Genomic DNA, 12689 nt, shown 5'->3' with positions numbered 1-12689 from the left:
GCCGGAACAGGCATCGAAAAGCGCGGGGCACGGAGGACGCTGATCCTCCGTGCCCCGCGTTTGTGCGGGCGACCCCGCCCGGCCTCCGCTTCCGGCGGATCCGGATCAGCGCGGCGGGGCCTGGTCGCGGGCGCGGCGGTGCTGGTTCTGCCGGTCCTGCGCCACGCGCGCCTCGTCCAGCCGGTTAAGCCGGGTGAGCAGGCGAATGAGCCGCTCGTAGTCCACCGCCAGCACGCGGTGGTTGGGCCGGGGCAGCGCTTCTTCGGCGCGGATGCCGGCCTGCAGCGCGTCCGCCGCCTCCCCCTCGCGGCCGCCCTGCAGCAGCGCCTCGGCAAGCGCCATGTGGTAGCGCGGCTCGCGGGGCTGCAGTTCGGTGGACTGCCGGTACGCCTCCGCCGCCTCGCCCCAGCGGCTCTGGCGCGCCAGGGAGATTCCGCGGTCAAAGGCGGTCTCGGCCCGGCGGCGGACCGCGGCGGCTTCCTCTTCCGGCGTCACGGCCACGGGCGGCGGAGGCGGGGCGGGCGCCGGGCGCGGCGGGGGCTGGCGCGGCGTGCAGGCGCCCAGGGCGAGCACGCTGAACAGAAGGGCGGTGCGAACCTGCATGGAGAACATCCCGCTGTACGTCAGGGTCGTGAACGAGGGCGAACGAGGGCGCGGGCCCCATACCCCGCGCGGCGGCCAAAGGTGGCGCTCACCCCTCCGCGCCGCGCGCGAGCAGGTGGCGTGCGGCCTCCTCGTGCCCGGCGGCCCGGGCGAAGTCCAGCGGCGTGCGCCCGTCGTCCGCGGCGGCGTTGGGGTCGCTCTCGGCATCCAGCAGCAGCTCGATGATGGCTACGTCGTCGCGGTTGGCGGCGGAGTGCAGCGGGCCAAAGCCGCCCTGCTGCCGCGCGTTGGGGTCCGCGCCCGCCTGCAGCAGCGCCGCGACCCCTTCCACCGTCATGGGCCCGGCGAGCGTGGCGTGCAGCGGCGTATTGCGCATGCGGTTCTCGGAGAGCGCGTTGGGGTCCGCGCCGTGCTCCAGCAGCAGCCCCAGCGTCTGGCGCTGGCCAAAGAAGCCGGCCAGGTGCAGCGGCGTCCATCCGTCGTGCGTGCGGCGCGCGGGAAGCTCCGAGTCGGCCCGCAGCAGCGCGAGCAGACGGTCCACGTCGCCCACGGCGGCGGCTTCCCAGCCATCCAGTTCCCGCCCGTGCCGCACGAACAGCTCGGCCAGGTCGCGCCGGCCGCGGTAGAGGGCGTTCAGCAGCGGGCTGCCCCCCTCGTCGCCGCGCGCGCCGGCCGCGGCGGGATCGTTCCGCAGCAGCGCGTCGAGCGCGTCCGCATCCCCCGCGTTCACCGCCTCCATCACCTCCGCCACGCTCGTCATCGCCAGACCTCCCGAACAAGCAGAAAAAGACTGTCTCTAACAGAGGCACAGAGACACGGAGAACAACAAAAGAGTAAGGAAGGCGGGCGGCGCAACGAAAGCCCCTGCCTTTTTTCCGTTGTTTCTCCTCTGTGTCTCTGTGCCTCTGTTGGAGCAACCCCGTCCGTCATCCCCACTTCTTCAGAAAGCGCATCAGCGCGGCCTCCTCGGGATAGTAGCGGCCCGGCTCCTCGTCTTCGCGCACGGTTTCGCGCATCAGCGGGGCGATCGTCTTCCCCTGCTCGTACCGCTCCATCACCGCAGGGTGCACGTACGCGCTGCGGCACACGGCGGGGGTGTTTCCCAGTTCCGTGCTCACCAGCTTGCAGGCCAGAACCAGGTTCTTCTTGGCCTCGCGCTCCGTGGAGGGCGGGCCCAGGTCGGCCAGGATGGTGGCCATGCGCACCGTGCCGCCCCAGGTGCGGATGTCCTTGCTGGTGTAGCGCGCCCCCAGGATCTGCTTGATGTAGCCGTTCACGTCCGCGGCCGTCACCGGGTGCGGCTTTCCATCCTCCCCCACGTACTGGAACAGCCTCTTGCCGGGAAGGGTGAGGATCTCGCGCATCACCTCCACCAGCGGCGTGTCGGCCACCACGGAGCGCTGGTCGATGGACTTCTTGCCGACGTACGTAAAAATCAGGTTGTCGCCGTCGATCCTGAGGTGCTTCTTCTGCAGCGTGGCGATGCCGAAAGTGCGGTTGGCCACGGCGTACTGCTCGCTCCCGATGCGAAAGAAGCCGCGCATGATGAGCCGCACCACCAGCGCCAGCACCCGCTCGCGCCCCAGCCCCTGCGCGTGCAGGTGGCGCGACGTTTCTTCCCGCAGCCGGGGGACGGACTGGGCGTACTGCAGCAGCTTGCGGTACTTGCGCCGCGACCCCTTGGCCACGTGGTCGGGGTGGTAGCGGTACTGCCTGCGCCCGGCCGCGTCCGTCCCCACGACCTGCACCTTGGCGGCGGGATCGGGGCTGATCTGCACGTCCGTCCACGCCGGCGGAATCACCAGCTTCTGGATGCGGGCGAGCGCGGACGGGCTGCGCAGCGGCTTGCCGTCGCCACGCAGGTAGGTGAAGCCCTCTTCCGCGGTGCCGGCGCGCCGCCAGGGCTTTTCCTTGGTTTTCGCCTTTGGGGCGCGGGTGGATCTGGTCGCCATGCCCGCCGCTGGTTCAAGGAGCGTTCCCAACATGCGCAACGGGGACGATCCGCGGTGGATCGCCCCCGTTCTTCATCGGTCCCAAAGGCTGTTCACTGCTCCGGCGCCGTGGCCTGCTGCGCCGCCTCCAGCGCGGTGGGGACCTGGTAGTACGGTTCGCCCATGCGCGTGGCGAGCTCGTGAATGCTGTCGGCCAGCGCGTTGTAGTGAATGGCCAGTGAGCGGTGGCGCGCCTCGATCTCCTGCCACTGGCGGAAGCTGGCGTTGCGCTCGTCCACGCGCAGGTTGTAGCGCGTGCGCTCCGCCGTCCAGCGCGCGTACGCCTGGGGGGAGAGCGTGCCGTCCGTGGACATATGGTAGAAGCGCTTGAGCGCGCGCAGGTCGGCCGTGAGCCGGCGGTCCTCGGCGGAGACGGCGGCGCTCAGCGAGTCCAGGCGCGCGCGCTCGGCCACCAGCTGCGTGGCGGTCCGCTGCAGGTCGGTGCGCAGCGTGCGCACCGCCGCGCGCTCGTCGCGGTAGGCCACGTAGCTGTACAGCTGCTCCGAGCCCTTGACCCCCACGATGACCAGGAGCACAAAGAGCAGAAAGCGGGCGGGAGAGGTCATGCGGTCCCCGATCGGTGCGGGAAGGGCCGGAAGGCGGCCCCTTGCAGAGGATGCTACGCCCGCAACATGGCTCCGGTTCCCCGGCGCGCGCAACCCGTTGCGGGAGGGAAACATATGTGGCCGGTGGCACGGAGCGTGCACCGGGTAGAAGCCCCTGCCGGACCGCGGTGGGACAGCGGACAGGACGACCCGAGCAGCAGGAGAGCGAGCCGATGCACACTTCCCGAAAGCGCCCCATGCCCTGGCAGCACGCCGCCCCCGCGCCGCAGCACCCGGTGGGCCGCACCCGGCGTCGGTTTCCTTCGGCGAGTGCACCCGCGCAGACCCCCGCGCGCTACCGCCGCGCCTTTGACGGCGCGGGCGACCGCCGCGTCACCGACACCGGTGCGCGCCGCGTCAGCGACGGCATCCGGCTGCCGCAGCGCAGCACCAGCTCGTTCGACCGCATTCGCCGCGGGCCCATCAAGTACGGCATCGTGGGCGTGGGCGTGGCGGGCATCGCCGGGCCGCTGGCCATCGCGCGCGCCAACGAAATGCGCAACGACCCGTCGCACGAGCGGCAGATGTCGGTGCTGCCGGAAATCACCGCGCCACGCGTGCTCAGCGACCACGCGGTGGGCCAGGCCTGGCGCGAGGCGCGGGTGGAAGCGGCGGAGACCAAGAGCACGGCGCGCGACGAGGTGATCCAGCGCAACGTGCAGAAGTACTCGGAATACGACATTCCGAGGCCGCTGGCGGAAGACATCTACGACATCGCCATGCAGGAGAACATCGACCCTGACGTGGCGTTCGGGCTGGTGCGCACGGAGAGCGCGTTCAAGAACAGCGCGACCAGCCACGTGGGCGCCATGGGCCTTACGCAGCTCATGCCCAAGACCGCGGCGTGGCTCAAGCCGGGCACCAAGGCGCGGGACCTGCGCGACCAGCGCACCAACCTGCGCATCGGGTTCAAGTACCTGAACCAGCTCATCAAGCGGTACGACGGCGACACGGAGCTGGCGCTGCTGGCGTACAACCGCGGGCCCGGCACGGTGGACCGCGTGCTCAAGCGGGGCGGCAACCCCGACAACGGGTACCCGGACATGGTTCTGCGCGGCGCCACCGCGCGCCCGTAGCGGGTTCGGGGATGGCGTGAGGAGCGGCCCCCGCGGATTCAGTCCGCGGGGGCCGCGTGCGTTCTGGCACTTGGCACTGGGCACTGGGCACTGGGCACTGAGCACTGAGCACTGGGCACTTCTGTACTCCGCACTCCGCACTCCGCACTCCCGCACTGCCTTTCGGGCGTGTCCCTCCGCTGCGCTCCGGGCCGGGCTGCGGGCGCACCAGGGCACGGTACAACTGTGCCCAAGTGCGGCGAGCCACCCCCGCGCCACGATTTCCATCCGCTGCGGCTCCTTCCGTCCCGCGCGGGGGCGTCTCGCCCCTCCGGGCCCGCATCCCTCACGCAACCGCGCGTACGCGCGGTTGCACTCCTGCCCTGGCGTAGCCACCCACATCCGCATGCACGACCCGCAGCGCCGCCCTGACGGGCGCCCGAAGCGCGCCGCGGGCGCGGTCGCTGAGCAACGCTGGCCTTCGGCCGCGCTACCGTTCCATCCAGAGCGTGCCAGCGACTCTGCCCGCCCATCACCCCGGACTACGGATGTCATCCTGAAGGAGGCACCGCGCGAGCCTTCCGAGTGCTCCGAGTCTGGCGCGGACGGAAGGATCCCGCCCGGACTGCACCGCTAACGAGTGGCTGCGTGGCGCGCGGCGCACTGTCCGACGCGGCCGGGAGTATCGGGCACGCCAGCAAGCCATGGTGCACCCGACCGTCCCGGCGGGATCCTTCGACTCCGCGCCACGGTTCGGAGCGGCTGACAGTCCAGCGCAGCGCTCCGCTCAGGATGACGCTCAGGCGCCCAAGCGCGAGGCGAACGATGTTGTGCGCACGGCGCGATGGCGGCGCGTACGTCAACGCGCGCGCAGCAGGCGGATGGGGCGGCCGGACAGGGTGTGCAGGATCAGCGTATCCCCCGCGATCTGATAGTCCGTGGTGCCGGACAGTTCGGTCGTAAAGCCGCCTTCGAAGCGCAGCAGGTCTTCGCGAAGGCACTCCGTCCCCGTCATGGCGATCGTGGTCACGCTCAGCCGGTGGCCGCGCGCCACGTACGCCCCGGTGAAGATCCTGCATCCCGCGAATCCGCGCAGTTCCGAGCCGCCGATGAACGCCAGGTACACGCCCGGGACCGCAGGCGGCGACACGCCGCCCACTTCCACGAGCCGCCACCGCCCGTGCAGCCGGGCGGGATCCATCTGCGCCAGCCGCCGGCGCGCCGCCACGATCACCGCCGTCCCGTCGTCGCCCAGCAGGCGCAGCGTATCGCCGGCCATCCGGACCCGCCGCGCGTCCTTGAGGGCCGCGTGCAGCGCGAGTTCCTGGCTGCCGATGGGATCGGGGCACGCCATCAACGTCGACTCCACCTCCGCCGTGCGAAAGGTGTCGGCCGCGATCTGGTAGGGGCCGCCAAAGCGGTTGCACCCGCCGTATCCCCCGTACGAATCCGCATCGAACCGCAGCGTCAGTGGCGGAAGCGGGAGGGGCGGCGCCCCGCGAAGCTGCACCACCGTCCACTCCGTTCCGTCCAGCGCGGCCGCCGTCGTCCGGGCTTCCGCGGCCTCATCGTCGCGGGCGGCGGCGCCGCCACGAGCATCGGGGGGCGTGCCGCATCCCGCCATCAACAGCGCCGCGGTCGCGATCCGGAAGCCGACGGCGGCGCAGCGCATCAGAGCCAGCCCTTTTCGCGCGCCATGCGGGCCGCTTCTACCCGGTTGCCGGCGCCCAGCTTGGAGATGGCGGCGGACAGGTAGTTGCGCACGGTGCCTTCGGAAAGAAAGAGCTCCGCGGCAATGGCGGTGCTGGCCCTCCCTTCTCCCGCCAGCCGCAGCACCTGCCGCTCGCGGCTGCTGAGCGGATCGCTTTCCGTCCATGCCTCGCGCGCCAGCGTGGGGTCGACGGCGCGCCCGCCCGCGTGCACCCGGCGCACCGCGTTGGCCAGCTCGTCGGACGGGCTGTCCTTGAGCAGGTACCCCGCGGCCCCGGCGTCCAGCGCGCGCCGCAGGTACCCCGCCCGCGCGAACGTCGTGAGGATGATGACGCGCGTCCGCAGCCTGCGGCGCGTGATCTCGGCCGCCACGTCCAGCCCCGTGAGCCCGGGCATCTCAATGTCCGTCAGCAGCACGTCGGGCGCCTCGCTCTCCACCAGGGCCAGCGCCTCGCGGCCGTCGCGCGCACGCCCGGCGACCTCGATGTCGCTCTCGATCTCCAGCAGCGCGGAAAGCGCGCCCAGCACCATCGCCTGGTCTTCCGCCACCAGCACCCGGATCATCCGCACCTCCTCATCTCCGCACCGCCGCGTGCACGTCCGCCCCGCGCACCGGCTGCCCGCCGCCCAGGGGAACGCGGACGGCGATCCGCATTCCGCCACCGGCCGCGCTCTGCACGCTCACCGCGCCACCCGCCGCGGCGACACGCTCCCGCATGCCGCGCAGCCCGCTGCCCTCCGTCACCTCGCCCGCCCGGCCATCGTCCGTCACCTCCAGCAGATACGAGCCACCGTCCGGGCGCAGGCGCACCGCACACCACGCCGCGCCCGAGTGCCGCACCACGTTGGTCACCGCCTCGCGCAGCGCGAGCGCCAGCGATTCCTCCACCTCGCGGGGGAGTTCCGCCGGCTGCACCTCCATCCGCGCGCGAATGCCTGCCGCGTCCAGGAGGGCCTCCGACTGCCGCACCTCATCCGCCAGTGACGCGCGATAGCCGCGGATGGCCTCGCGCACCTCCCGCAACGCCTTTCGCGCCACCTGCTCCACCTCGCGGATCTCCCGCGCCGCCCGGTCCGCGTCGCGCGTGGCCAGCTTGGCCGCCAGTTCCGACTTGAGGACGATGAGCGAAAGCGTGTGCCCCAGCACGTCGTGCAGGTCGCGGCCAATGCGCTCCCGCTCCGCCACGGCCGCGAGGTGCTGGATCTGCTCCCGCGCCATGCGCAGGCTGGCGTTGGCCCGCGCCTGCTGCGTGTAGTGCACGTTCACAAAGCCGATCACCAGCGGCATCAGCACGGCGGGAACCCAATACAGCGGGGGCGCGTGCACCAGCAGCGACGTGGCCGCGCCCACGCCGGAGATCGCCACGATGATGCCGGCCGCCAGGCCCGTGCGACGGTCCGTTCCGGCAAAGCTGGCCGCGTAGATGAGGAACACCGACGCGCCCGGGTTCTGCCGCACCAGCGCCACCCCCAGCGCCGTCTGCACGGCGATCACCAGCAGCAGCCCGCGGCCCTGCACCCAGAAGCCGCGAAAGTACGAGACCAGAAAGACGGCGAGCGCCAGCAGCGTGGTGGCCGCGTGCGCCGCGGTCATGGTGCCCAGCCGCAGCCGCACCACGGGCTCGATCAGAAAAAAGGAGAGGTACAGCAGCCACGCGTACGCCGGCCAGCCGGCGGTGCTCCCGGGCGGAAGCAGCCGCCGGCGCCGCGCGGGGGCCGGTGCGTCCGTGTCAGTCTGCGCGCTCATCCCCGGCGCTGCTGGTGTGATGCGTCACCGCAGGCGAAAGTCGTCGATGCGGAAGCCGAAGGCGCCGGGGCGCGGGCCGCCCGCCACCACCACGCCGGTCACGTCGTGCCCGTCGATGCCGAAGTCCGACCACGCCATCCGCACCTCGCGCCACTCCGGTCCCGCCACGAACGTGCGGATCAGCGGCGTCATTCCCTTGGAGCGGGCGAACACCATCACACGGTACGTCCCGCCGTCCCCCCGCGTCCAGAAGCCCAGCCCCGCGCGGGAGGAAAGGTCCACGGGCGCCATCGCCTCGCCCGGCATCCACATGGCGCCGTACCAGGCGTACGGAATCGTGGCGGTGATGGTTCCTTCGATGGCGAGCGAGTGCCCGCTTCCGTTCGCGCCGCCGTCGGCGATGGCCGCCGTCCCGGTGGACGTGCCGCCCGCGAACGAGTCCGCGGAGGGCATCCAGGTGCCCATCGCCGCCGCGAGCGGGGCGGACTCGAAGTCGCTGACCAGCCCGTCCGCCACCGCCGCCACGCCACCGGACGCCGGGCGTGCCCGGGCCGCGGCCACGGTGCGCGCAAAGCTCGCCCGGTCCACCGCGGCGCCGCCTTTCCACACGCCGACGATGGCGCGCGTCGCGGTGATGTCGCGCGTGGGGTCGCCCTCCACCAGCAGCAGGTCCGCGCGCATCCCCGGGGCGATGCGGCCCCGGTCCGCCAGGCGGAACGCCGCCGCGGGCGCGCTGGTCGCCGCGCGCAGCGCTTCCGTGGGGGTCAGCCCGGCTTCCACGAGCAGTTCCAACTCGCCGTGCATCGCCGCGCCGTACGCGGTGCCGGGGTTGGGCGCGTCCGTGCCGGCAAGGATGGGGACGCCGGCCGCGCGCAGCTGCCGGATGGTGGCGTGGACGGCGGCAAGGGTGCGCTCCGGCGAGCCCGGCCGGCGCGGAAAGCCCTGCGCCAGCGCGTCGGCGCGCGCGGGGAGCAGGTACGGCGCAAGGCGGGGGTCGTTCACCAGCGAGGCGCCGCCGCCCGTTCCCGTCATGCTCTTGAGCACGATGGTGGTGGGCACCACGAAGGCGTGGCGCGACGCGGCGATCCGCGCAAAGTCCGCGTCGGGCTCGCGGTCGATGAACAGGTGCACCAGGCCGTCCGCGCCGTCCTCCAGCGCCGCCCGGGCGCCGGACGCGTCGCTCACGTGCACCACGGCCAGCTTGCCGCGCCGGTGCGCCGCCTCGATCACCGCGCGCATGACCGGCCGGTCGATGGTGGGGATGGTGGTGCCGAAGGTGTGCCCGTCCTCAAAGACGATCTTGATCCAGTCCGAGCCCTCCGCGATGCGCGCGTCCACGAACGCCTGCGCCGAATCCGCGCGGGTGATGGTGGGGATGGCGATGCCGAACTGCGTGCCGTGGCCGCGCGGCGCCGTCACCAGCGTGCCGGCGCTGAACAGGTCGGCGCGCCCGTTCGCCTGGCCGGCCGCCTGCTGCTGGCGCGCGGCCCGCGCCGTCCCTACGTCCGTGAACATGTCCAGGTGCGTCGTCACGCCAAAGATGACGGCCTCCTGCAGCGCGTCGCCGAACGTGTGCGTGTGCGCGTCGATCAGCCCGGGGAGCAGCGTCTTGCCCGCCCCGTCTACCACCGTAGCGCCGGCCGGCGCGCGCACGCCGCGCCCCACCTGCGCGATCTTTCCGTCCTGCACCAGCACGTCGCGCCCGTCCAGCACGCGCTCGCCGTCGAACACCCGCGCGTTGCGGATCAGCGTCGCGGGGGCCTGCTGCGCGCGCACGGCGCCCGCGGAGGCCAGAAGCGCGGCGGCGAGTGCGATACCGCGCGCGAGCCGGGCGAGGGCGGGGCCAGAAAGGGAAAGCCTGTCGTTGGCAGACATGAGGTTCACTGGATGAGGGTTCCCGCACGGCGGCGGCACGTTCGTACCGTGCGGGAATGATGCGGCGGGCGGGGGAGGGCGGCCATTCCGAAACGTCACCACTTCGCCGTGACGTTTGTCATGCCCGGTCCGCCGGGTCGCAACAGGCGCGGCGTGGCCGCCGGATCAGGACGGGGAGTTCACCGGCCGTTGGCGACCAGAAAAACCCACTCCCACCCCTCCGGGCCGCGGCGGAAGCCGGCGCGCAGGTCGGCGTAGGCGGGGTTGGTGGCGTACTCGGGTGGCGAGGCCCACACCTGCGTGGTGCTTACCGTCGTGATCCCGCGGTCCATCAGGAACGGCATGCGGTCCAGGCTGCGGTAGCCTTCCCGCTCCCACGCGGCCAGCGTCTCCAGCATCCCCACCTCCACCGGGCCGAGCGTGCCGGCAAAGGTGCGGGCCATCACCGGCCGCAGCGCCCGGATGTCGCGGCGGGACGCGGCGTCGCGCACGGCGAAGGCAAAGTCCGCCAGCTCCATCCGCGCGGCGTCGATGGGCGCGGGCGCGTAGTGCACCACCGCCGCGCGCTCCAGCCACCCCGTTGGCGCGCCGGGGCAGACGGCGCACCGCACCAGCAGGTCCGTGGTGTCCGCGCGCAGCACCTCCAGCCGCATGAACATCCACGGCAGCGGCGTCATGGACGTTTCGCCGCGCAGCCGCAGGCCGGGCGAGCGCGTCCACACGCTCTGGAACTGCACGATCGGCGGCGGCACCGGCGCGGCGGGCTCCACGGCCGGCGCGGGCGGGGGAACGGGCGCGGCCGCCGGGCGCGGGCGCGACGGCCCTCCGCACGCGGCGAGCAGCAGGAGAAGCGGAACGAAGCGGCGCATCGTCGTACAAGAAAAGGAGATGGCGGGGCGTGCCGTCGCGGCGCCCCGGCGTGGCCTGTAGATTCGTGCATCCCGATGCACGAACCCGAATCCTATCACATGAACCCGGTTTCCGCGCCCCTCGCGCTGCTCTGCTCCGTCCCGTTCGAGTGCGAGCGCCTGGCCGCCGCGCTGGAGGGCGCCGAGCCCGTCACGATCGGCCGCAAGCCGGGGTGGGCGGGGCGGCTGGGCGGCACGCCGGTGGTGCTCCTGCCCGGCGGAATGGGCAAGACCAACGCCGCCCACGCCGCCACGGCGCTGCTGGAGGCGCGCGCGGTGTCGGGAGTGATCTGCTTCGGCATCGGTGGGGCGTATCCGGGCTCGGGGCTCGCGCTGGGCGACATCGCGCTCGCCACCCACGCCATCTACGGCGACGAAGGGGCGGACACGCCGGGCGGATGGATCGGCACGGACGCGATCGGCATTCCGCTCTGGCGCGGCGAGCAGGGCGCCGTCTTCAACGACTTCGCCCTCGATGCCGGCTTGGTCCACCGCGCGGCGGATGCGCTGCGGAGGGCGGGAATGGATGCGCGGACGGGGCCGTTCGTCACCGTGAGCGCCTGCTCCGGCACGGATGCGCTGGGCCGGGAGCGGGGGGAACGGTTCGGCGCGCTGTGCGAGGGGATGGAGGGCGCGGCCGCGGCGCACGTCTGCGCGGTGTACGGGGTACCATTCCTGGAGGTGCGCGCGGTGAGCAACCACGTGGAAGACCGCGACATGGCGCGCTGGCGCATCGGCCCGGCCGTGCAGGCCGCGCAGGACGCGGTGCTGGCGCTCGCGCAGGCGTGGCCGCGCATCCGGAACACGACACCGACCGAACCGAACCATGGCTGATCCGCATACGCTCACGCTCGGCTATTCGCCCTGCCCCAACGACACCTTCATCTTTCACGCGCTGGTGCACGGCGCCGTCCCCGCGGACGGAATGCGCTTCACCGAGCGGCTGGAAGACGTGGAGACGCTGAACCGCCTGGCCGCGGCGGCGGAGCTGGACGTCACCAAGATCTCGTACGGCGCGGCGCCCGGGCTGCTGCGCGATTACGTGCTCCTGCGCAGCGGGGGCGCGCTGGGCCGGGGGTGCGGCCCTCTCATCGTCGCGCGCGAGCCGATGGACCGTGCGTCGCTGGCGGGAAAGCGCATCGCCATCCCCGGCCGCAACACGACCGCCAACCTGCTGCTGCGCCTGTTTGCGCCGGACGCGGAGCCGGGGATCGAGGTCGTGTACAGCGACATCATGCCCGCCGTGGAGCGCGGAGAGGTGGACGCGGGGCTCATCATCCACGAATCGCGCTTCACGTATCCTCAGCACGGGCTGGTGAAGGTGGCAGACCTGGGCGAGTGGTGGGAGCAGACGACGGGGCTGCCGATTCCCCTGGGCGGCATCATGGCGCGGCGCTCCCTGGGCGAGGATGCCATCCGCGGGGTGGACGATGCCATCCGGCGCTCCGTGGAGCACGCCTTTGCGCACCCGGACGAGTCCCGCGCGTACGTCCGCGCGCACGCGCAGGAGATGGACGATGCAGTCGCGAAGCAGCACATCGACCTGTACGTGAACCGCTTTTCGGTGGATGTGGAGGCCGAGGGCGAGCGCGCCATCCGCGAACTGTTCCGCCGCGCGGCGGATGCGGGGCTGCTGGATGCGGATCACCCCGCGCCGTTTCTGGACGCGGCGTAGAACCGGGGATCGGCGGAGGGCGAAGGAATCGGTGTGCGCGGCCGGGTGTGGCCCTCACCCGGCCTCGCCCTCACCGGGCCGCGCTGAGACGCGTCCACCCTCTCCCACGAACAGATGTGGGAGAGGAGGCACACCGCAACGGCGCCCCTCCCCCGCTCCTCCCCGCGAAACCGCCGCGCGGAGAGGGGAGAACGACGTCTCGGTGCGATCCGGACGGTGCCGATGCGGCCGAAGGAGGCCCCCTCCCCCCAGCCCCCTCCACCCGCTCCGCGGGAGAGGGGGAGCCGTTCGGCACCGGGTGAGGTGACGGTGCGTGTGGCCGTCCCCCGGGTCGGTTGAAGCCTCGATTAGGATTGCCCCGGCTTGGTGGACACCAACATAAGCCGTAGGTTTACGGGCAGGAGGTGACACATGGCCGAGAAGCGAAGGCAGTTCACGCGCGAGTTCAAACTGGAGGCGGTTCGTCTGATTTCCAGCGGGGAGAGGAAGCTGGAAGAGCTCGCTCGCGATCTGGGCGTGC

13 protein-coding genes are annotated in these 12689 nt (G+C 72.4%); 4 read left to right on the top strand and 9 right to left on the bottom strand.

Annotation, left to right across the window (positions count from 1 at the left end; translation table 11 throughout):
- Window positions 1-105 precede the first annotated feature (105 nt).
- The 4 genes from VF665_RS04195 to VF665_RS04180 all read right to left on the bottom strand — a co-directional run bounded on the left by VF665_RS04195 (window position 106) and on the right by VF665_RS04180 (window position 3160).
- Entirely contained in the window at window positions 106-603 is a 498-nt protein-coding gene (locus tag VF665_RS04195; RefSeq protein ID WP_331052155.1) for a tetratricopeptide repeat protein, read from the bottom strand.
- A gap of 88 nt (window positions 604-691) precedes the next feature.
- The gene (locus tag VF665_RS04190; RefSeq protein WP_331052154.1) at window positions 692-1363 is read right to left on the bottom strand and encodes an ankyrin repeat domain-containing protein; all 672 of its coding nucleotides are present in this window, start codon (window positions 1361-1363) and stop codon (window positions 692-694) included.
- Window positions 1364-1529: 166 nt separating this feature from the next.
- Complete coding sequence (locus VF665_RS04185) at window positions 1530-2555, bottom strand: hypothetical protein (protein WP_331052153.1); 1026 nt, start codon at window positions 2553-2555, stop codon at window positions 1530-1532.
- A gap of 92 nt (window positions 2556-2647) precedes the next feature.
- Window positions 2648-3160, bottom strand: coding sequence for a hypothetical protein (locus VF665_RS04180; RefSeq protein ID WP_331052152.1), 513 nt, complete (start codon window positions 3158-3160; stop codon window positions 2648-2650).
- 212 nt (window positions 3161-3372) lie between these two features.
- On the opposite strand from VF665_RS04180, the gene VF665_RS04175 reads away from it, so the two are divergent.
- Window positions 3373-4275: a lytic transglycosylase domain-containing protein gene (locus VF665_RS04175; RefSeq protein WP_331052151.1), complete on the top strand. Its 903-nt coding sequence runs from the start codon at window positions 3373-3375 to the stop codon at window positions 4273-4275.
- An 838-nt stretch (window positions 4276-5113) separates the two neighbouring features.
- Here VF665_RS04175 and VF665_RS04170 read toward each other — a convergent pair.
- The 5 genes from VF665_RS04170 to VF665_RS04150 form a co-directional block, all read right to left on the bottom strand.
- Window positions 5114-5926, bottom strand: a complete 813-nt coding sequence (locus VF665_RS04170) for an META domain-containing protein (protein ID WP_331052150.1) — start codon at window positions 5924-5926, stop codon at window positions 5114-5116.
- Window positions 5926-6528, bottom strand: a complete 603-nt coding sequence (locus VF665_RS04165) for a response regulator transcription factor (protein WP_331052149.1) — start codon at window positions 6526-6528, stop codon at window positions 5926-5928. The genes VF665_RS04170 and VF665_RS04165 overlap by 1 nt, the downstream gene beginning before the upstream one ends.
- Before the next feature lie 10 nt (window positions 6529-6538).
- Window positions 6539-7711 carry a sensor histidine kinase gene (locus VF665_RS04160; RefSeq protein ID WP_331052148.1) on the bottom strand — a complete coding sequence of 391 codons (1173 nt, stop codon included), beginning with the start codon at window positions 7709-7711 and terminating at the stop codon, window positions 6539-6541.
- A 24-nt stretch (window positions 7712-7735) separates the two neighbouring features.
- The gene (locus tag VF665_RS04155) at window positions 7736-9586 is read right to left on the bottom strand and encodes an amidohydrolase family protein (RefSeq protein WP_331052147.1); all 1851 of its coding nucleotides are present in this window, start codon (window positions 9584-9586) and stop codon (window positions 7736-7738) included.
- A gap of 179 nt (window positions 9587-9765) precedes the next feature.
- On the bottom strand, window positions 9766-10455 hold the full coding sequence (locus VF665_RS04150; protein WP_331052146.1) for a hypothetical protein: 690 nt from the start codon (window positions 10453-10455) through the stop codon (window positions 9766-9768).
- A 75-nt stretch (window positions 10456-10530) separates the two neighbouring features.
- Here VF665_RS04150 and mqnB point away from each other — a divergent pair, with 75 nt between their 5' ends.
- The 3 genes from mqnB to VF665_RS04135 form a co-directional block, all read left to right on the top strand.
- A complete protein-coding gene (mqnB, locus tag VF665_RS04145) occupies window positions 10531-11328 on the top strand; it encodes a futalosine hydrolase (protein ID WP_331052145.1) in 798 nt (265 codons plus the stop codon).
- On the top strand, window positions 11321-12169 hold the full coding sequence (locus VF665_RS04140) for a 1,4-dihydroxy-6-naphthoate synthase (RefSeq protein WP_331052144.1): 849 nt from the start codon (window positions 11321-11323) through the stop codon (window positions 12167-12169). The genes mqnB and VF665_RS04140 overlap by 8 nt, the downstream gene beginning before the upstream one ends.
- Before the next feature lie 411 nt (window positions 12170-12580).
- A partial coding sequence (locus VF665_RS04135) for a transposase (protein WP_331052156.1) occupies window positions 12581-12689 on the top strand: 109 nt, incomplete at its 3' end.

The organism is Longimicrobium sp. (genome assembly GCF_036387355.1).
In the GTDB taxonomy this organism is placed as follows: Bacteria; Gemmatimonadota; Gemmatimonadetes; order Longimicrobiales; family Longimicrobiaceae; genus Longimicrobium.
Note: the sequence above shows the minus strand (reverse complement) of the source record. Positions and strands in the feature narration are given on the sequence as shown.